General features: G+C 73.8%; 21 protein-coding genes and 1 tRNA gene. 13 read left to right on the forward strand and 9 right to left on the reverse strand.

Annotated elements, in window-relative coordinates; genetic code table 11:
- Positions 1 to 233 precede the first annotated feature (233 nt).
- Positions 234 to 689: a single-stranded DNA-binding protein gene (ssb, locus tag NUM_RS14715; protein WP_207125401.1), complete on the reverse strand. Its 456-nt coding sequence runs from the start codon at positions 687 to 689 to the stop codon at positions 234 to 236.
- A 215-nt stretch (positions 690 to 904) separates the two neighbouring features.
- Between ssb and NUM_RS14720 the strand changes: the two genes are divergently transcribed.
- Positions 905 to 1,930: a LacI family DNA-binding transcriptional regulator gene (locus tag NUM_RS14720; RefSeq protein WP_207125402.1), complete on the forward strand. Its 1,026-nt coding sequence runs from the start codon at positions 905 to 907 to the stop codon at positions 1,928 to 1,930.
- Positions 1,931 to 2,061: 131 nt separating this feature from the next.
- On the opposite strand, the gene NUM_RS14725 is transcribed toward NUM_RS14720, so the two are convergent.
- Together NUM_RS14725 and NUM_RS14730 are read right to left on the reverse strand one after the other, a co-directional pair.
- Positions 2,062 to 2,562 (reverse strand): DUF1444 domain-containing protein, encoded by a 501-nt coding sequence (locus NUM_RS14725; protein ID WP_207125403.1) that lies wholly within the window; start codon positions 2,560 to 2,562, stop codon positions 2,062 to 2,064.
- Positions 2,563 to 2,642: 80 nt separating this feature from the next.
- Positions 2,643 to 3,104 (reverse strand): GNAT family N-acetyltransferase, encoded by a 462-nt coding sequence (locus tag NUM_RS14730; protein ID WP_207125404.1) that lies wholly within the window; start codon positions 3,102 to 3,104, stop codon positions 2,643 to 2,645.
- 27 nt (positions 3,105 to 3,131) lie between these two features.
- Between NUM_RS14730 and NUM_RS14735 the strand changes: the two genes are divergently transcribed.
- Positions 3,132 to 3,755: a TetR/AcrR family transcriptional regulator gene (locus NUM_RS14735; protein ID WP_207125405.1), complete on the forward strand. Its 624-nt coding sequence runs from the start codon at positions 3,132 to 3,134 to the stop codon at positions 3,753 to 3,755.
- Between the two features lie 171 nt (positions 3,756 to 3,926).
- Positions 3,927 to 3,999 (forward strand) — tRNA-Arg (locus tag NUM_RS14740).
- Positions 4,000 to 4,289: 290 nt separating this feature from the next.
- Here NUM_RS14740 and NUM_RS14745 read toward each other — a convergent pair.
- On the reverse strand, positions 4,290 to 4,511 hold the full coding sequence (locus NUM_RS14745) for a hypothetical protein (RefSeq protein WP_207125406.1): 222 nt from the start codon (positions 4,509 to 4,511) through the stop codon (positions 4,290 to 4,292).
- A gap of 169 nt (positions 4,512 to 4,680) precedes the next feature.
- On the opposite strand from NUM_RS14745, the gene NUM_RS14750 reads away from it, so the two are divergent.
- From NUM_RS14750 to NUM_RS14775, 6 genes are all read left to right on the forward strand, one after another.
- Positions 4,681 to 5,028 carry an ArsR/SmtB family transcription factor gene (locus NUM_RS14750; protein ID WP_207125407.1) on the forward strand — a complete coding sequence of 116 codons (348 nt, stop codon included), beginning with the start codon at positions 4,681 to 4,683 and terminating at the stop codon, positions 5,026 to 5,028.
- Complete coding sequence (locus NUM_RS14755; RefSeq protein WP_207125408.1) at positions 5,025 to 5,516, forward strand: SRPBCC family protein; 492 nt, start codon at positions 5,025 to 5,027, stop codon at positions 5,514 to 5,516. Before NUM_RS14750 ends, NUM_RS14755 begins: the two co-directional genes overlap by 4 nt.
- Positions 5,517 to 5,662: 146 nt before the next feature.
- Entirely contained in the window at positions 5,663 to 5,848 is a 186-nt protein-coding gene (locus tag NUM_RS14760; protein WP_207125409.1) for a hypothetical protein, read from the forward strand.
- Between the two features lie 234 nt (positions 5,849 to 6,082).
- On the forward strand, positions 6,083 to 7,639 hold the full coding sequence (locus tag NUM_RS14765) for a coiled-coil domain-containing protein (RefSeq protein WP_207125410.1): 1,557 nt from the start codon (positions 6,083 to 6,085) through the stop codon (positions 7,637 to 7,639).
- A gap of 90 nt (positions 7,640 to 7,729) precedes the next feature.
- Positions 7,730 to 8,191, forward strand: coding sequence for a PPOX class F420-dependent oxidoreductase (locus tag NUM_RS14770; protein WP_207125411.1), 462 nt, complete (start codon positions 7,730 to 7,732; stop codon positions 8,189 to 8,191).
- Between the two features lie 73 nt (positions 8,192 to 8,264).
- Complete coding sequence (locus NUM_RS14775) at positions 8,265 to 9,020, forward strand: class I SAM-dependent methyltransferase (protein WP_207125412.1); 756 nt, start codon at positions 8,265 to 8,267, stop codon at positions 9,018 to 9,020.
- Between the two features lie 116 nt (positions 9,021 to 9,136).
- Here NUM_RS14775 and NUM_RS14780 read toward each other — a convergent pair whose 3' ends face one another.
- On the reverse strand, positions 9,137 to 10,006 hold the full coding sequence (locus tag NUM_RS14780) for a class I SAM-dependent methyltransferase (protein ID WP_207125413.1): 870 nt from the start codon (positions 10,004 to 10,006) through the stop codon (positions 9,137 to 9,139).
- A 247-nt stretch (positions 10,007 to 10,253) separates the two neighbouring features.
- On the opposite strand from NUM_RS14780, the gene NUM_RS14785 reads away from it, so the two are divergent.
- Complete coding sequence (locus NUM_RS14785; protein WP_207125414.1) at positions 10,254 to 10,694, forward strand: GreA/GreB family elongation factor; 441 nt, start codon at positions 10,254 to 10,256, stop codon at positions 10,692 to 10,694.
- A 396-nt stretch (positions 10,695 to 11,090) separates the two neighbouring features.
- On the opposite strand, the gene NUM_RS14790 is transcribed toward NUM_RS14785, so the two are convergent.
- Positions 11,091 to 11,921, reverse strand: a complete 831-nt coding sequence (locus NUM_RS14790; protein WP_207125415.1) for a class II glutamine amidotransferase — start codon at positions 11,919 to 11,921, stop codon at positions 11,091 to 11,093.
- A 171-nt stretch (positions 11,922 to 12,092) separates the two neighbouring features.
- Here NUM_RS14790 and NUM_RS14795 point away from each other — a divergent pair, with 171 nt between their 5' ends.
- Positions 12,093 to 13,178, forward strand: a complete 1,086-nt coding sequence (locus NUM_RS14795) for a calcium:cation antiporter (RefSeq protein ID WP_207125416.1) — start codon at positions 12,093 to 12,095, stop codon at positions 13,176 to 13,178.
- Between the two features lie 99 nt (positions 13,179 to 13,277).
- Here NUM_RS14795 and NUM_RS14800 read toward each other — a convergent pair whose 3' ends face one another.
- Complete coding sequence (locus NUM_RS14800) at positions 13,278 to 14,246, reverse strand: NADP-dependent oxidoreductase (RefSeq protein ID WP_207125417.1); 969 nt, start codon at positions 14,244 to 14,246, stop codon at positions 13,278 to 13,280.
- Between the two features lie 91 nt (positions 14,247 to 14,337).
- Here NUM_RS14800 and NUM_RS14805 point away from each other — a divergent pair, with 91 nt between their 5' ends.
- Positions 14,338 to 14,934 carry a TetR/AcrR family transcriptional regulator gene (locus NUM_RS14805; RefSeq protein ID WP_207125418.1) on the forward strand — a complete coding sequence of 199 codons (597 nt, stop codon included), beginning with the start codon at positions 14,338 to 14,340 and terminating at the stop codon, positions 14,932 to 14,934.
- Between the two features lie 19 nt (positions 14,935 to 14,953).
- Here the strand turns inward: NUM_RS14805 and NUM_RS14810 are convergent, their stop codons facing one another.
- The gene (locus NUM_RS14810) at positions 14,954 to 15,424 is read right to left on the reverse strand and encodes a DUF6194 family protein (RefSeq protein WP_207125419.1); all 471 of its coding nucleotides are present in this window, start codon (positions 15,422 to 15,424) and stop codon (positions 14,954 to 14,956) included.
- Between the two features lie 38 nt (positions 15,425 to 15,462).
- Here NUM_RS14810 and NUM_RS14815 point away from each other — a divergent pair, with 38 nt between their 5' ends.
- On the forward strand, positions 15,463 to 16,227 hold the full coding sequence (locus tag NUM_RS14815; RefSeq protein ID WP_207125420.1) for a MerR family transcriptional regulator: 765 nt from the start codon (positions 15,463 to 15,465) through the stop codon (positions 16,225 to 16,227).
- Between the two features lie 187 nt (positions 16,228 to 16,414).
- Here the strand turns inward: NUM_RS14815 and NUM_RS14820 are convergent, their stop codons facing one another.
- Positions 16,415 to 16,903, reverse strand: coding sequence for a carboxymuconolactone decarboxylase family protein (locus NUM_RS14820; protein WP_207125421.1), 489 nt, complete (start codon positions 16,901 to 16,903; stop codon positions 16,415 to 16,417).
- Positions 16,904 to 17,056 lie beyond the last annotated feature (153 nt).

Genomic DNA, 17,056 nt, shown 5'->3' on the forward strand with positions numbered 1-17,056 from the left:
TCCCCGAAACGCTGCCAACCCCGACCCGGGGCCGGTGGCTCGTCACCGGCAGCCTATGTGCCGTGCGGCCGGCCACCGACAGCCGTGTCGCTCACCCACGCCCGATCACCGTGTCGCCCACGCCCAGTCCGACCCCGTCGTGCACGCCGCCGCTCCGACCCGCCTGCTCACTCGGCCGCCGCGCACCGCACGCTGCTACCGCCGGCACGAACCTGCCGGCACGGCCCGGCTGCTCACGCCGCCTCCGACTGCGGGGTGGTCAGCTCCGGGTCGGCACCGCCGAGGGCGAGCACGGTGACCGGCGCGGGCTGCTCGGCCTGCGGGGAGGGGCGCCGCTGGAACGTGGCGGTGCCACGGCTGAGGTCGGGACCGACGGTGGTCGCCTCGACCTCGTACGACCAGCGCCGGGTGCCGTCGGACGCCTCGTAGGACCGGCTGTACAGGTTGCCGGAGACCAGCACCGGGTCGCCGCGGTGCAGCGAGGCGGCCACGTTCTCGCCGAGCCGGCGCCAGCAGCTGACCCGCAACTGCAGCGAGTTGCCGTCGACCCAGCCGCCCTTCTCCTTGTTGAAGGTGCGGGCGGTGGTGGCGATGCTGAAGTTGGCCACCGGCACCTCGTTGGTGCGGGTGTAGGTCAGCCGGACCTCACTGATGACCGTGCCGACCAAGGTGAGCTTGGTTTCGAACATGCTGGCTCCCGTGACAGGCGACCGAACCAGCGGTCCGGCCGCGGCTGATGACCGCTCGCCGCCACGGTCCCCCGCCACCTCGGCCGCCGTCCGCCCCGCGGTCGGATCTGTGGACAACCGCCGGGCCTGTGGACCGCCTCGCCGCTGGCGCGGTTTCGTGGTAACGCTGGTGGCCGTTTCCGGTACCGTCCGGGGCCGAGACTCGGGAGGCAGCCGTGCACGGTACCCACGGCAGCGGCGACGGACCGGTCACGGTGCACGACGTGGCGGTCGCCGCCGGCGTGTCCCGGCAGACCGTGTCGAACGTGGTCAACGCGCCGGAGCGGGTCAGCCCGGCGACCCGGCAGCGGGTGCGGGCGGTCATCGACGAGCTGGGCTACCAGCCGAACCGGGCCGCCCGCGCGTTGCGCGCGCACGCGTCCCGGCTGATCGGGTACCGGATCCGGCCGAACCGGCCGGACGCGCTCGCCGCGATCCTGGACCGGTTCCTGCACGCGTTCGCCGAGGCGGCCCGCGACCTGGACCATCACCTGCTGCTGTTCGCCGCGGCCGAGGCCGACGAGGTGGCGGCGTGCGACCGGTTGCTGCGCAGCGGCGCGGTGGACGGGTTCGTGCTGACCGATCTGGACTACCGGGACCGGCGGCCAGCGGCGATCGCGGCGCTGGGCGCCCCGTTCGCCTCGTTCGGCCGGACCGGCGACGAGTTCGTCTGGGTCGACGTGGACAACGCCGCCGGCACCGAACGGGCCACCGAGCACCTGGTCGCGGCCGGGCACCGGCGCATCGGGTACGTCGGGGTGCCGGCCGGGGACCGGATCGGCGACGACCGCGAGTCCGGCTGGCGCACCGCGATGCGCCGGCACGGTCTGGACCAACGCCTCGCCCGGCACGCGGCGGACAGCATCGAGGCGGGCGCGCGGGCCGGCGCCGAGCTGCTGGACGACGCCGAGCCGCCGACGGCGATCGTCGCGGCGACCGACGTGTTCGCGGTCGGGGTGTTGCGCGCGGCCGTGCAGCGCGATCTGCGGGTCGGACCGGACCTGGCGGTCTGCGGCTTCGACGACACCCCGACCGCCGACGTGCTCGGTCTGACCAGCGTGCGGCAGCCGGTCGAGGAGGTGGCCCGGGCGATGATGGCGGTACTGGCGCCGCAACTGCCCGGTGCGCCCGCCGAGCTGCCCCGGCCGCCGGCGACCCGGCTGTTCGTTCCGGAACTGGTCGTCCGCGACTCGACCGGTTGAGCGGATGCCCTGCGCCGCACCAGCGGGCCTGGGCGCATCGCGCCGACGGCCGGCGACCGCAGCGCGCCCGAGGCCGGCGCCGCCACGGGGCCGCTGCGGCGAACCGGCGGACGGTCAGTCCACAGTGGAGGTCAGAGCGACTCCCAGCCGCCCTGACGCCAGACCAGCAGGTGCCGGCTGAGCAGGTTCTCGTGGCCGGCGAAGAAGACCCGCTCGCAGGCCCGATGCACCTTCTCCAGCCCGGCCTGCGACTCGCTGCCGGTCACGAACATCACGTCCCGGGCGGGCGCGCCGACGACCACCTCGCCCTCGACCTGCTCGGCCAGGCTGGACCAGACGTCGTCGGAGGTCAGCAGCGTCGCCTCGATGCCCTCGAAGGACAGCGTGAACACCGGCGGCAGGCCGTGCACCTCGACCCGCTCCAGCTGGGCGGCCAGGTTGCCCGCGGCGGTGCGGCGCAGTTGCCGGTGGCCCAGGTCGAGCTCGGTCAGGTCGTCCGCGGTGACCAGGCGGTCGCCGTACGGCGGGGGCAGGTGATAGCCGACGACGAGATCGGCGTACCACTCCTCGAGCACCGGCGCGTCCGGGCCGGCGGCCGGGAACGCGCTCGCGACGTCGCGGGAGAGGGGCATCGGAATGATCGCTGACACACTCGGCTGCACGCAGAAAACGTACTGCCTGTCGCCAAGTCCGCGCTGACCCGACCCCGCGCTCAGGTGGGCCCGGTCGCCGGCAACACCTTCTGCAACCAGTGGGTCGCGGACGGGTTGTCGTTGTACCGGGAGATCTCGACGTACCCGTGCCGGCGGTAGAGCCGCAGCGCCTCGGCCAGCGGGGCGGCGGTGTCCAGCCGCATCGTGTGGCAGCCGAGGTCGCGGGCGGCGTCCTCGGCGACGGCGAGCAGCCGGCCGCCGAGCCCGGCGCCACGGCCGGCGGGACGCACGTACATGCGTTTGAGTTCGGCGATACCGGGGGCGATGGCGCGCACGGCGAGGCAGCCGAGCGGGGTGCCGTCGTCGGTGCAGCACACGATCATGCTGCCGTCGGTCGCCTCGGCGTCCGGGTCACCGCCGCCGCCGTCGAAGTCGTCGAGCCGGGACGCGACCTCGGCCAGGTATTCACGCAACAGTTCGGCCGCAGGTCGGTACGCCTCGGCTCCGCTCAGGATCTTCATCGTACGACGTACGGTACGCTGTACGTTATGCCGACGCAACGTCTCACCGCCGAGCAGATCACCGCCGCCGCCCTGGACCTGATGGACGCGGAGGGCCTCGCCGCGGTGTCCATGCGCGCGCTCGCGCAGCGACTCGGCGTCGGCACCATGACCCTGTACGGCTACTACCGCTCCCGCGACGAGCTGCTCGACGCGGTCGTCGACGCTGCCACGGCCGACGCGGCGAACCACCACGGTTCCGGCCGTCCCGGCGGCGCACCGGTGGACGAGTTGACCCGGCTGTTCACCGCGCTGCACCGAACCCTGTCCGACCACCCGGCCCTGTACCGGATCCGGATGTCCCGGCCGTTCCTGAGTCCCGGCGTGCTGCGGCTGTGCGACCGGGCCCTGGGGCAGTTGCGCCGTGCCGGGCTGGACGACGCGGCGGCGGTCCGCGGCTACCGGACGCTCTACCTTTTCACCCTCGGTTGCGTCACCTACGCGGGCCAGGACGCCGCGGACACCCGCAGCGCACTCGGTGCGCTACCGTCGGGTGATTTCCCTCACCTGAGCGCGGTGGCGCCGACGATGGTGGCGACGGCCGGCGGCCCGGACGAGTTCGCGACCGGGCTGACCACGCTGCTCGCCGCGATCCTCGGCCGCACCGGCTGATGCGGTCGCGCGCTCCGCGCTGCGCCCGACGCGGCGGCCGTCGACCGGCGATCCCGTTCCGGCCCGTTGCCGCCTCGGCGGGGCTGGCGTCACGGTTCGCACTCCGCCAAGATGTCCCGGGGGCTGCTCACGGTAGCCTTCAGCCGCGAGCTGATCCCCTCGGCGAGCGACGCGCCCGTAGCTCAGTGGATAGAGCAGCTGCCTTCTAAGCAGACGGTCGTAGGTTCGAGTCCTACCGGGCGCACCTCGTTTACCCAGGTCAGCGAGTTGCCGCCGGGTCGGTTCGGCGCGAGTGGCCGCCTCGGTACCGGCGCCGGTAGCAACCCCGCCCCGACCCGGGCGGGTCAGCCATCGTTCGGACCCGTTCGGCCGGCCCGCGCGGCCCGCAACGCGGCCCTCGCCTCGCGCACGAGCCGGGCGTGCCGTCGTGCCAGCTCCTCGACCCGTCGCGCCCGCTGCGCCGGGGACAGGCCGGTCAGCCCGAGTCGCTCGTCTCGCGCCCGCTGAGACATCCGCGCCCCTTCCCGGCGACGGCTACTGCCGCGGTCTGGCGTGGAAGCCGAGGATACCGACGTGTTCCTCGCCGTACCGGTCGTCGCCGGTGTCGAACTGGCCGGACGAGGTGCCCGCGTCGCCCCGGCCGAAGCGGGTTTCGCGCCACAGTGCCAGCGCGACCGGGGCGAGTTCGGCGTGGCCCGCGTCCTTCGCTTCGATCTCGACGATGTGGCCGGCGGTCTCGATCCGAACCCGGGTCATCGAATCCTCCTCGCAGCACGCTCGGCCGGCGACGTCCGCGGCCGGTACCACGATCGCAGCCCGGTACCAGTCGCGCCCTCGCCCACCCGGGCAGCGCGGCCGCCGGGATCGGCTCCGGGATCGCCGAACCGGTTGCGGCTCGGCGACCGAGGCGATAACGTACAACCAAATGGTTGTAGATGACTTGTCGGACGGCGAGCTGGACCGGGTCTTCCGAGCGTTGGCGGACCCGACCAGGCGCGACATCCTGGTCCGCACGATGCGGGCCGGCGAATCGGTGTCGTCGCTCGCCGCGCACTACCGGATGAGCTTCGCCGCGGTGCAGAAACACGTCGCCGTGCTCGAACGGGCGGGGCTCGTCAACAAACAACGGCACGGGAGGGAGCAGATCGTGCACGGTGACCCCGAGACGCTGCACCGGGCCACGACGCTGCTCGAGCGGTACGAGCGGCTCTGGACCGACCGCGCCACACGCATCGCCGGCATCCTCGCCGACGAGGAAGGGAGCACGACATGACAGTCCTGAAGGACACCGCCGATCCAGCCACGTTGACCCTGACGTTCGTGGCGGAGTTCGACGCCGCGCCCGAGGAGGTCTGGCAGGTGTGGGAGGACCCGCGCAAGCTGGAGCGCTGGTGGGGGCCGCCGACCTACCCGGCGGCGTTCACCCGGCACGAGTTCGTCGAGGGCGGCGAGTGCCGCTACCACATGACCGGGCCGGAGGGCGACCAACACCACGCCTGGTGGCGGATCGAGTCGATCGACAAGCCGCACACGCTGGAGATCGAGGACGGCTTCTCCGGCGACGACGGCGAACCGCTGCCCGACGACGAGCCGGTCACCATGCGGGTCACGTTCGAGCCGACCGACGGCGGCACCCGGATGACGACGGTGACGCACTTCGCCAGTACCGAGCAACTGGAGAAGATGCTCGAGATGGGGATGCAGGAGGGCATGCGGCTGGCGATGGGCCAGATCGACGCCGTACTGGCGTCCGCCGCCTGAGCGGGCGCCGCGCGGCGACGAGCGTACCGACCGAGGGGCCGGTGGGGAGGGTTCGGCCCTTCCCACCGGCCCCTCCAGGCGATCTTGGGCGAAAGCCCGCCGCAGTACCGGCCACCGTCGCTACCTTGTGGCCGGGGGGTGGCGACATGGCGAACACCGGAGTGAGCACCGGCGTCGGGGTCGTGGGGTCGATCATCATCGCGATCTCGTGCGGCTACATGGCCTATCTGAAGGGCCGCGGCAAGTGGCTGTGGGGCATCCTCGGCTTCTTCTTCACGCTGATCATCCTGATCATCGTGATGTTGTTGCCGCGCAAGACACCTCGCCCGTGACGCCGCCGGGCGGCGTGCCGGCACGCCGCCCGGACCGATCGGCGGCAATCGATGGGTAAGGGTTCCGGCTCGGCCCGGTGATCATGGCCGGCGGCGTGGCACGCTAGCAGGTGGTGATCGCAGGGTCGCGGAAACCGTAGAGTGCATCCCCCGGCTGGTTGGAATGCCGTATACGAGGGTATTAGTAACTCATGATCGAGTGACGTCGTCGCCGCGGCGGGCTGGAGGCGGGACATGGGTATCCGACGGGATTTCGACACCCACGACGTTGCGTTGCAGGACACCGACTTCCGGCCCGACGCCGAGTTCGAGACTGCGGTGCACGGCTACGACCGCGGCCAGGTGCGGCGCTACGCCGACCGGGTCGAGCGCACCCTGACCGAGCTCGCCGTGCGGATGGCCCGCAGCCAGGACCGGGAACGCGCGCTGGCGCTCCAGCTCGCGGAGCTGAAGGCCGACCAGTTCGCCGAGCAACGTGAAGTCGCCATCGCCGAACTGTCCCACACCCAGTTCCTGGGTGGTCGGATGGAGCAGTTGCTCGGCGCGTCGGAGCAACTGGCGGCCGAGATCGTCGAGCAGGCGCACACCGAGGCCGAACGGGTCCGGGCCGAGGCGCGCGACGCCGCCGAGCACGCCCGTACGGCCGCCGAGAACGAGGCGGCGGCCCGGATCGGTACGGTGCAGCGCGAGATCGACGAGACGCTCGGTGCGGCGCGGCAGGAGGCCGCGAACATGGTGTCGGCCGCGAAGCAGGAGGCCACGACCACGCTGACCGGAGCGCACCGGGAGGCGGACGCCGCGCTGCACTCGGCCCGGTCCGAGGCGGACGCGACGCTGTCGTCGGCGCGTGAGGTCGCCGCCGGGTCGGTGGACGCGGCCCGGCAGGAGGCGGACGAGACGCTGACCGCGGCGCGTACCAGCGCGCAGCAGCTGGTGTCCGCCGCCCGCGAGCAGGCCGACTCCACCCTGGGCGCCGCGCGCCAGGAGGCGCAGCAGACGCTGGGCGAGGCGCACCGTACCGCGAAGAGCACCGTCGACGCCGCCCGCGCCCAGGCCGAGCAGGCGGTCGCCGAGGCGCGGGGCCAGGTCGACCAGATCCGCGGCGACGCGACCGCGGCGGCGACCGCGGAGCGGAACGCGGCGCACCGGGACGCCACCGCGTTGCTGGCCGCGGCCGAACGCGACGCCACCGCCGAGCGAACGGCGGCGCACGAGGCCGCGACGACCGAGCTGGACGCGGCACGGCACGAGGCGGCGACCGAGCGGGAGACCGCGCGGCGGGAGGCGGCCGCCGAGCGGGAGACGGCACACGAGAAGGCGACCGCCGAGTTGACCGCGGCGCACGAGGCGGCCGAGGCGGAGCGGGCGCAGGCGCACAGCCAGGCCACCGCGCAGCTCGCCGACGCGCAGCTGAAGGCCAGCGCCGAGCTGGCGGACGCGCACGAGCGGGCCACCGCGGAGCTGGCCGAGGCGCACCGGCAGGCGACCCAGGAGCTCGCGGCGGCCAACCACGACGCCGAACAGACCCGCGCCGCGGCACAGGCACAGGCCGAGCAGATCCTGGTCGACGCGCGGCACCGGTTCGCCCAGCTGACCCAGCTGCGGCACCGCATCCAGCACGAGATCGCGACGATCCAGTCGACGGTCGAGGCGCTCGCCGGCGACGCGACGCCGCCGCTCGGCACCACCGCCGACCCGCGTTGGCCGGTGGAGAACGCGCCGCGCCGGCACCGCGCCGACGACCGCAAGGTGAGCGAGGCGCTGTCCGTGGTGGACGCCGGCGACCGCTGACCCGGTCGCGACGCCTCGCGAGCCGCACCGGGGGCGGCGCGGTCGGGCCACCCCGGTACGGCCCGGGCCGGACGGTCGTAGGGTCGGGGCATGGTGAGTTACGCGAGCGCGAACACGGTGGATCGGGACGGGCTGCTCGACTTCGTCCGGCCCCGGCACCATGCGGTGCTGATCACCACCCGCCGGGACGGCCGGCCGCAGACCTCCCCGGTCACCTGCGGTACCGACGGCGCCGGCCGGGTGGTGGTCTCGACCTACCCGCAGCGGGCCAAGGTGCACAACGTCCGGCGCGATCCGCGGGTGAGCCTGTGCGTGCTCTCCGACGAGTTCAACGGGCCGTACGTGCAGCTCGACGGCACCGCCGAGGTGCGCGACCTGCCCGAGGCGCTGGACGACCTGGTGGAGTACTACCGGGGCATCGCCGGCGAGCATCCGGACTGGGACGAGTACCGGGCCGCGATGCAGCGCCAGGGAAAGTGCCTGATCCGGGTCACGATCGAGCGGTGGGGACCGATCGCCGAGGGCGGCTTCCCCCCGCCCGCGGCCGACTGACCACCGAGGCTCGCACGACGCCGGTGGCCGAAACCGGTCGCGCGAGACGCCGCCGGTCGGCCAGACTGCGGGCATGCCCAGCACGTTCGATGACCTCGTCGCCGAGGCGCTGGCGGTACCGGCCGGGTGGGACTTCGGCTGGCTCGCCGGCCGGGCCGACGAGGCACGGCCGTGGTGGCGCTACTCGCACCTGGTGACCGAGCGGATGGCCGCCGCTCGCGCCGCGCTCGACATCCAGACCGGTGCCGGTGAACTGCTCGCCCGGCTGCCGGTCGTGCCGCCGCGGCTGGCCGCGACCGAGTCCTGGCCGCCGAACGTGGCGCTGGCGCGAAGCCGGCTGGCGCCGCTGGGCGGCACCGTGGTCGAGGTCGCCGACGACGCCGACCTGCCGTTCGACGACGGCTCGTTCGACCTGGTCACCTGCCGGCATCCGACGGTCCTGCGGTGGTCGGAGATCGCCCGGGTGCTGGCGCCGGGCGGCAGCTACCTGTCCCAGCAGGTCGGGGCCGGTTCGGTACGGGAGCTGACCGACGCGCTGATGGGCCCGCAGCCGGTGAGCCAGGTGCGGGCCGCCGCCCGGGCCCTCGGCCGGGCCGAGGCGGCGGGCCTGGACGTCGTCCGGCTGCACCAGCAGTCGCTGCCGATGCGGTTCGACGACATCGCCGCGGTCATCGTGTTCCTGCGGACGGTAGTGTGGATCGTGCCGGACTTCGACGTCGAGCGCTACCGCGACCAGCTGGTCGCGCTGCACGACCGGATCACCGCGCACGGCCCGTTCCGGGCCACCTCGGAGCGGTTCCTGATCGAGGCCCGCCGCCCGGCGAGCTGACCCGCCGTCCCGCACCCGGCAGCCGCGCCGGACCGCTCGTCCACCGTCGTACCGCCCGCCATCCCGATCCAGCCGCCGGTTCAGACGAGCAAGGCCGCTCGGGCGGGTCAGGCAGGTCAGGCGGGGACGGTGGCGGCGGCGAGCACGGCGGCGGTTGGCACCGCGCAGGCGCCGTCTGCGTTGCGGTACGGCTCGGCCAGCCGGCCCAGTTCGGCCCGGATCCGGTCCCGGGTGGCGGCCGGCTGCGCGGCGAGCAGCACGCTGGCGGTACCGATCCCACCCTCGGCGCCGGCCCACCAGTCGGCGACCGTGGTCCGGTGCAGCCAGTCCAGCCGCCGCCCGGTCACCTCGGTCAACCCGGCGGCGGACAACAGCCCCGACAACCCGGCCACGGTACGGGCGAAGTCGTGTTCGGCGGCCAGCCGCGGCAGCACGACCGGCTCCGCGGCGACCGCCCGGACCGCCTCGCCCAGCAGCGACTGCAGCCGCGGCGGCGGGTACGGCCAGATCGTGACGGCGATGCGGCCGCCCGGCCGGGTCAGCCGGGCCAGCTCGGCGACCGCGGCGGCGGGCACCCCGACGTGGTTGAGTACGAAGTTTGCGACCACCGCGTCGAACGCTCCGGTGGCGAACGGCAGCGCCGGCACGGCACCGACCCGTACCGCGGCGCCGGGTGCGGCCGACCGGGCCGCCGCGGCCATGCCGGCATCGGCGTCGACCGCGGTGACCAGCGCGCCCCGGCCCAGCGCGACCGCGGCGACGGTGCCGGTGCCCGTACCGACGTCCAGCGTGCGGGTACCGGCGGTGACCGCGGCGGCGTCGAGCAGCGCACCGGCCGGGTACGCGCACAGGGGTGCGAAGGTGCAGGCGAAGGTTGCGGTGCCGCCGCGCCGCCAGGGGCTGTCTCGAGGTCCCCGGCCGAGCGAGGCGAGTCCCGTTTGCTCGCTCGCAAGGCGGAGGGCAGTTCGTGTGCCGGGCTTGCACACGGGCTGACCGACAACGCCGCGAGCGGGCAAACGGGGCCGCCGCAGCCGGCACGCGGACTTCGAGACGGCCCTAAGCCCGCTCGTAGCGGTCGAACGCGGTCATGCCGTCCCTCCCCTGGTCCGCCGAACCGGCACTGTCATGATCGGCGAACCCGCCGCGGACGTGCGGGTCAGGGTCGATAATCGCGGGAAGGGTCGGCCGCGGTGGGCGCGGGCCGGGACGAGACAGACCCGCTCGGGAGGTGCCATGAGCGAGCCGGATCCGGTACGGCGACTGCGCGACGAGCTGGACACGGTGGGCGAGCAGCGCCGGCAGCTGGCCGCGACGCTGGCCGACGACCGGCAGCCCGGGGACACCGCCGACCAGGCCGAGGGCATCGAGCGGGCGAACGAGCTGCGCCGGCTGGATGCGCGCATCGCGCAGTTGCAGCGGCTGCTGGACGGCGGGGACACCGGTACCGGCCTGCCGTTCGGGACCCGCGCGGTGCTGCGGTTCGCCGACGGCGACACCGAACGGGTCGAGATCGCGCCGGTGCCGGCGAGCGGCAGCGGCAGCGCGGCGATCACCCGGGAGAGCCCGCTCGCGCGGGCGCTGACCGGGCACGCCGTCGGCGACATCGTCACCTGGCGCACCCCGGGCGGCGACGCGTCGGCCGAGCTGGTCGAGCTGCGCCCGCCGACCACCTGACCCGGTCTCCTCGCCTGGTGGCAACGCCGTACGCCGGTTCGGATCGTCGATCGCCCCAGCTGTCCGGGCGCAGGACACGTGTCGGTTCACCGTTCGGTTGCCGTGACTGTGTCCGTCGCTTGCCCAGGCGATCTTGCGCAACTCGTGACGCCGCCGCCGCGTCGTTCTGACGACGGGCGGGGAACGGCGGCAGGAGCAGCACATGGCGGCGGGGTACTGCGACGGGCGCGGATCGTCCGGGACTTCCCGTGGCACGCGCACTGGCGTGGCCGGTCGATCGTGCCGGCTACCACGTTCCCGCAGCGGGCCGGACACCCGCAGCATCGTCCGGAACTTCCTGCACGCCGACCACCTGCTGTCCGGCAACGAGTTCTAGCCCGGTGCGACCGACAGTCGCTAGACCGGGTCGGGGTGGAACTCGCGGAGGAAGTCGCGGCCCGGCTCGACCAGGCCGTAGGTCGACTCGGGCACCTCCCGCCACGCGCCGGGCAGGTCGCCGAGCGGCTCGGACACGATGATCCGGGTCTGTTCGGACAGCCGCCGGAAGTTGGCGTTGTCCGGGTACAGCTCGCGCAGCGCCTCGATCCGCCGGGAGTAGAACAGCGACCGGGACTCCCGCTGGCTGGAGTACCGGAAGATCCAGACGTGTTCGCCGTTGGAGGTGGCGACCGTCATCTGCACCGGGTTCGCGATGCCGTGCTCGGCGGCGACCCGTTCGACGTGACCGACCATCCGGGCGACGGCGACGGGCGGGTCGTCCCGCAGCCCGTAGCTCAGCGCCAGGTAGAACATCAGCTCTGAGTCGGTGGACCCCTCCAGGTGCGGGAACAGCTCCGGCTCGATCGCGAGTGCCAGTTCCCGCTTGATCCGGTGGAAGTCGTGGATCTCGCCGTTGTGCATCCACAGCCAGGTCCGGTACCGGAACGGGTGGCAGTTGGTCTCCTGCACGGCGGTGCCGGTGGAGGCGCGGATGTGCGCGAAGAACAGCCCGGTCTCCAGATGCTCGGACAGTTCGCGCAGGTTCCGGTCGCCCCAGGCCGGACCGATGCCGCGGAACAGGCCGGGCGGCCGCGGGCCGTCGTACCAGCCCATCCCGAAGCCGTCGCCGTTGAGCGTGGTCGCGCCGAGCTTGGCGTGCATGCTCTGGTCGATCAGCGAGTGGTCGACCTTGTACAGCAGTTCCTCGGGCCGGATCGGTGACCCGGAGTACACCAGCCATCGGCACATGGGTTCATCATCGGCTCACGCCACCCGGTCCGGGCCGGAACGCCGCAGCGTCACCCGCTCCCCCGCGGCACGTCACGGCGCGTACCGGCTGCGGCGACGCCGCTGCCCCGCACCGTCGGACCTGGACGATTCGCCCGGCACCGGACGGGCGGTTCTGCCAGGGTTGAGCCCATGCGGGTACGGGTGTCCTGGACGCTGATCGTCCCGGTACTGGCGGTCGTGGTGCTGGCGCTGTCCTGGGGCCGCCACCTGGGCCCGGTACCGGTGGCGCTGGTCGCGGTGCTGCTGGCCGGCGCGGTACTGGCGGCGGTGCAGCACGCCGAGGTCGTCGCGCACCGGGTCGGCGAGCCGTTCGGTTCGCTGGTACTGGCGGTCGCGGTCACCATCATCGAGGTGGCGCTGATCGTCACGCTCAGCATCTCCGGCGGCGCGGAGTCCGACACGCTCGCCCGGGACACCGTGTTCGCCGCCGTCATGATCACCACGAACGGGATCGTCGGGCTGGCGCTGCTGATCGGGTCGGTGCGGCGCGGGCTGGCCGAGTTCAATCCGGAGGGCAGCGGCGCCGCGCTCGCCACCGTCGCCGCACTCTCGACGCTGAGCCTGGTGTTGCCGCGGTTCACCGGGTCCTCGCCGGCCGGCGAGTTCTCCGGCCCGCAACTGGCGTTCGCCGCCGTGGCCTCGCTCGCCCTGTACGTGGTGTTCGTGCTGACGCAGACCCGGCGGCACCGGGACTTCTTCCTGCCGGTGGAGATCGCGGCGAGCAGGCCGGCCGACGAGCGGCACGCGCCCCGCCCGTCCAGCCGGCAGGCGCTCGCCAGCCTCGGTCAGCTGCTGCTCGCGCTGATCGGGGTGGTGGGGCTGGCGAAGGTGGAGTCGCCGGCGATCGAGGCCGGGGTGCGCGCGGTCGGCTTCCCCGCCTCGTTCGTCGGCGTCGTGATCGCCCTGCTGGTACTGGCGCCGGAGACGCTGTCGGCGACCCGGTCGGCGCTGCGGGCCCGGGTGCAGATCAGCCTCAACCTCGCGTACGGCTCGGCGATGGCGTCGATCGGCCTGACCATCCCGACGATGGCGCTGGCGTCGATCTGGCTGCCGAACCGGCTGGTGCTGGGGTTGGGCCCGACGCACATCGTGCTGCTCGCGCTGACCGTCGTGGTGGGCGTGCTGACGGTGGTACCGGGCCGGGTCACCCGGCTGTCCGCCAGCGTGCACCTGGTGCTGCTGGCCGCCTTCGTCTTCCTCGCCATCCGCCCCTGACCTGCCCTGCCCCTGCCCCTGCACCAGCACCGGCACCGGCACCGGCACCGGCACCGGCACCGTCCATAGTGGACATCCTGGGTGCGGCCCACGGCCCGGTCAGGTGGTGACGACCAGCTTGCCGGTGGTGTGCTCCCGGGCGAAGTCGGCGCAGGCCCGGGCTCCGTCGGCCAGGCGGTACCGGCGCCCGATGGTGGCGCTCAACGCGCCCCCGACGGCCTGTTCCGCCACCTCGCGCATGCCGCCGAACCGGGCGTCGAGGTCCAGCACGAAGTGCAGGCGCACGTCGTCGCGGCCGAGCGACTCCGGAAGCGGCACCGGATAGGTGATGGTGAGCAACCGTCCGCCGGACCGGAGCGCGGCGGCGACGGCGGCGAGCCGGTCGCCGGGCAGTACCGCGTTGACCGCGACGTCGACGCCGGCCGGGTAGTCCGCCGGCCCGTACCCGATCACCTCGGCGGCACCGAGCGATCGCAGCAGCGCGGCGTCGGCCGGCGTACCGGTGGCCACCACCCGGGCACCGGCCGCGGCCAGCAGCGGAAGCACCGTGGTACCCACGCCGCCGGTGGCGCCGACGAGCAGGACGGTCTCGCCGGGGCGTACCTGCGCGGTGGCGAGCAGTGCCCGCGCGGTCAGGCCGACGGTGGGCAGCGCCGCCGCCTGCGCCACGTCGAGACCGGCGGGGCGGTGTGCGAGCAGCGGCGTGTCCGCCTCGAAGACCGCGTACTCGGCCAGCGTGCCGGTGCTCAGCGACCGTGCGGCGGTGCCCGCCATGGCCCGCAGCGCCCGCGGCACCGACTGGCCGAAGATCTCGTCGCCGACCCGGTACCCGGTCACTCCGGCGCCGAGCCGGCTGACGGTGCCGGCGAAGTCGTTGCCCGGTACGTGCGGGAACTCCAGCGGCGTGCTGTCCCGGAACGCGCCACCCGGCAGCACGATGTCGGCCGGGTTGACCGAGGCGGCGGCGATGCGTACCTGAAGCTGTCCCGGCCCCGGCACGGGCACCGGGACCTCGCCGACCGTGTACGTCTCGGGTGGACCGTACCCGGTCGCGACGACTGCCTTCATGCGTCCCCCTCTAAACGGACCGCGTGGTCATCTTTTCTCCGGGGACGCTAGCAACAAGCGGACCGCGCGGTCAACTTGTTAGCCTGGCAGCGTGACCGACCATCGCCCGCTGCGCGCCGACGCGGCCCGCAACCGGAAGGCGCTGCTGGCGGTGGCGGCGGACGAGTTCGCCGAACGCGGCCTGGAGACCTCCGTCGCGGACATCGCCCGACGGGCCGGCGTCGGCAAGGGCACGGTGTTTCGCCACTTCGCCTCCAAGGACGAGCTGATCGCCGAGATCGTCCTGGACCGGATCACCGAGCTCAACGCGGTCGGCGAGCGGTTGCTGGCCGCCGCCGACCCCGGCGCCGCGCTGCTGGAGTTCCTCACCGTCGCGGCCCGGCAGCGGCAGCAGCGCGACCTGTCCTTCCTGCAGGAGGCCGGCGAGCTGCGGGCCGACGTCGTCGACTGCCGCACCCGGCTGTACGAGATCGTCGCCGCGCTGGTCGACCGCGCCCGCGCGCACGGTGCGGTACGCGACGACGTCACCGGCACCGACGTGGTCCTGCTGATGTGCGCCCCGAACCACGTCACCAGCTACCTGCCGGACGCGTCGCCGGACCTGTGGCAGCGCTACCTCGCCATCATCTTCGACGGGCTGCGGCCGGCCGGCGCGCATCCGCTGCCGCAGCCGCCGCCGACCCCCTGACGCGGCCACGCGCCGCCGGTCAGCCGTGGCGCGCCGACCTGCGGTGCGACCGCCGCCGGGCGGCCTCGTGCGCCTGGCGCAGCAGCCGAACCGCCAGGTCATGCGTACGCGGGCCGGGATCGACGATCGACACCCAGCCCTGCGTGCGGTAGAGCGGGTGCGGGAAGACGACGTCGGTTGCGGTGCGGTCCCGCGGTGTCGCCGCCGCCCGCGGGTCCTCGCCGGTGAGCTCGACGAACGCGGCGGCGCCGACGTGGATGTTCAGCCGCCAGCGGCCCGGCGGGTCGAGGTCGCACTCGTCGTCGTCCGGGTAGTTCTTCGTGACGATCGTGGCGTAGGGCTGCTCCCGCTGGGGCACCTGGCCGTCCGGGGCGTAGTAGAAGAAGTGATCACCCCAGGCGATCTCGGGAAAGGCGCTGCCCGCGGCCGGCGCGAGCTCCAGTACCCCGTCGAAGGCGCGGATCGTGTCGAGAAGTCGGTCCATACTCATGGTTCGAGCATGTACTTGAAGTGCTTATGGAGGGTTCGATGGGCGCCGCGGCGTCGATGACCACCGCCGCGGTCGCCGCCGCGGCCGGCTGTTCCGCCCAGCAGGTACGTGACCTGGAGCGGCTGGGCGTGATCCCGCCGGCGGCCCGGTCCGGCAACGGGTACCGCCGGTTCGCCCCGGCGCACCTGGACGCCCTGCACGCCTACCGCGCACTCGCGTACGCGGTGGGCCCGGTCGAGGCGCGAGCGGCGATGCGGGCGATCCGGCACCAACCACCGGACCAGGGTGCGGCGCTGATCTGCGGCTTCCACGCCCGGCTGAACGAGGAGCGGGCGCAGGCGCTCGCCGCCCGGCTCGCGCTGGAGTCGATCCGGGCCGAGGCGCGCACCGACGCCGAGCCCGCCGACGGCGACTCGATGACCATCACCGAACTGTCCCAGGCCCTCGGGGTACGGGCGTCCACGCTCCGGTTCTGGGAGAAGGTGGGTCTGGTGGCGCCGGAGCGCGTCGGCACGCCCGCCGGAACGGCGCGGCGGTACCCGCTGGCCGCGATCAGGGAGGCGCGCATCACCGCGGCGCTGCGCGCCGGCGGCTACCGCATCCCCGATGTGCACACGGCGATCACGGCGGTACGCGACCTCGACGAGGTGGGCGGCTCGCTCGCCGCGCTGGACGCCCGGCTGGCGGCCGTCGCCGACCGTGCCCTCGCCCTGCTGCGGGCGGGTGAACTGCTGGCGGAGCTCATCTCGCCGGCGGGCGGGCAGCCTGGGTCGCCGGCACGCGGTCGTCGGGACCAGCCCTGACCGGTACCGCGTCGTGACCGGCCCGACCGATGCCGCGTCGTGAACCGCCCGACCGGTGCCGCGTCGTGACCGGCGCCGCGTCGTGAACCGCCTACCGGTGCCGCGTCGCGACCGGCCGTGACCGGCGCCGCGTCGTGAACCGCCCGGCCCGGGATCGGCGGCAGCCAGCCTCGGACCGGGCGGCCGGTCACTCGCTGCCGACCGCGGCGAACGTACCCGGCTGGTACGAGCCACCGGGGTTGTGCACCATGACGTTCATCCGGGTGGCCGCGTTGATCATCGCGATCAGGCACACCAGGGTGCCGAGCTGGTCGTCGTCGTAGTACTCGCGGGCGGCGGCCCACGTCTCGTCGGACACGCCGTGCCGGGCGTCGCCGAGCCGAGTACCCTCCTCCGTCAGTGCCAGCGCGGCCCGTTCCGCCGCGGTGAACACCGTCGACTCCCCCCAGACGGCGACCAGGCTGATCCGTACCGGGGTCTCGCCGGCGGCCGCGGCCTCCTTGGTGTGCGCGTCGACGCACAGGCCGCAGCCGTTGATCTGACCGACCCGCAGCTGCAGCAGCTCGCGCAGCGTCTTCGGCAACGTCGACTGCTCCAGCGCCATGGCGGCGTTGGCGAAGCGCTTGAGCGCCCTGGCCGGGGTCGGGCTGGCGAACAGGTCGATTCGGGGTTCCATGGAAGCTCCTGACTCGTGTGCCGCGCGGTGTTCGCGCGGCTCGGTGACGACCATGGAGATGCCGCCGCAGCGGCCGGTGTGACGGCGGTGCACTGTGACGTGCTGCACCCGCCCGGGTCGTCACACCGCGCCGGTCGGCGGCGTCTCGTGCAC

It is taken from the genome of Actinocatenispora comari (genome assembly GCF_017312725.1).
Classification (GTDB): Bacteria; Actinomycetota; Actinomycetes; order Mycobacteriales; family Micromonosporaceae; genus Actinocatenispora; species Actinocatenispora comari.

Excerpts from the sequence above, each read along its gene's own strand:
- ssb (WP_207125401.1), bottom strand. The coding sequence starts at position 689 with ATGTTCGAAACCAAGCTCACCTTGGTCGGCACGGTCATCAGTGAGGTC.
- NUM_RS14725 (WP_207125403.1), bottom strand. The coding sequence starts at position 2,562 with ATGCCCCTCTCCCGCGACGTCGCGAGCGCGTTCCCGGCCGCCGGCCCG.
- NUM_RS14730 (WP_207125404.1), bottom strand. The coding sequence starts at position 3,104 with ATGAAGATCCTGAGCGGAGCCGAGGCGTACCGACCTGCGGCCGAACTG.
- NUM_RS14735 (WP_207125405.1), top strand. The coding sequence starts at position 3,132 with ATGCCGACGCAACGTCTCACCGCCGAGCAGATCACCGCCGCCGCCCTG.
- NUM_RS14745 (WP_207125406.1), bottom strand. The coding sequence starts at position 4,511 with ATGACCCGGGTTCGGATCGAGACCGCCGGCCACATCGTCGAGATCGAA.
- NUM_RS14750 (WP_207125407.1), top strand. The coding sequence starts at position 4,681 with ATGGTTGTAGATGACTTGTCGGACGGCGAGCTGGACCGGGTCTTCCGA.
- NUM_RS14755 (WP_207125408.1), top strand. The coding sequence starts at position 5,025 with ATGACAGTCCTGAAGGACACCGCCGATCCAGCCACGTTGACCCTGACG.
- NUM_RS14760 (WP_207125409.1), top strand. The coding sequence starts at position 5,663 with ATGGCGAACACCGGAGTGAGCACCGGCGTCGGGGTCGTGGGGTCGATC.
- NUM_RS14765 (WP_207125410.1), top strand. The coding sequence starts at position 6,083 with ATGGGTATCCGACGGGATTTCGACACCCACGACGTTGCGTTGCAGGAC.
- NUM_RS14770 (WP_207125411.1), top strand. The coding sequence starts at position 7,730 with ATGGTGAGTTACGCGAGCGCGAACACGGTGGATCGGGACGGGCTGCTC.
- NUM_RS14775 (WP_207125412.1), top strand. The coding sequence starts at position 8,265 with ATGCCCAGCACGTTCGATGACCTCGTCGCCGAGGCGCTGGCGGTACCG.
- NUM_RS14785 (WP_207125414.1), top strand. The coding sequence starts at position 10,254 with ATGAGCGAGCCGGATCCGGTACGGCGACTGCGCGACGAGCTGGACACG.
- NUM_RS14790 (WP_207125415.1), bottom strand. The coding sequence starts at position 11,921 with ATGTGCCGATGGCTGGTGTACTCCGGGTCACCGATCCGGCCCGAGGAA.
- NUM_RS14795 (WP_207125416.1), top strand. The coding sequence starts at position 12,093 with ATGCGGGTACGGGTGTCCTGGACGCTGATCGTCCCGGTACTGGCGGTC.
- NUM_RS14800 (WP_207125417.1), bottom strand. The coding sequence starts at position 14,246 with ATGAAGGCAGTCGTCGCGACCGGGTACGGTCCACCCGAGACGTACACG.
- NUM_RS14810 (WP_207125419.1), bottom strand. The coding sequence starts at position 15,424 with ATGAGTATGGACCGACTTCTCGACACGATCCGCGCCTTCGACGGGGTA.
- NUM_RS14815 (WP_207125420.1), top strand. The coding sequence starts at position 15,463 with ATGGGCGCCGCGGCGTCGATGACCACCGCCGCGGTCGCCGCCGCGGCC.
- NUM_RS14820 (WP_207125421.1), bottom strand. The coding sequence starts at position 16,903 with ATGGAACCCCGAATCGACCTGTTCGCCAGCCCGACCCCGGCCAGGGCG.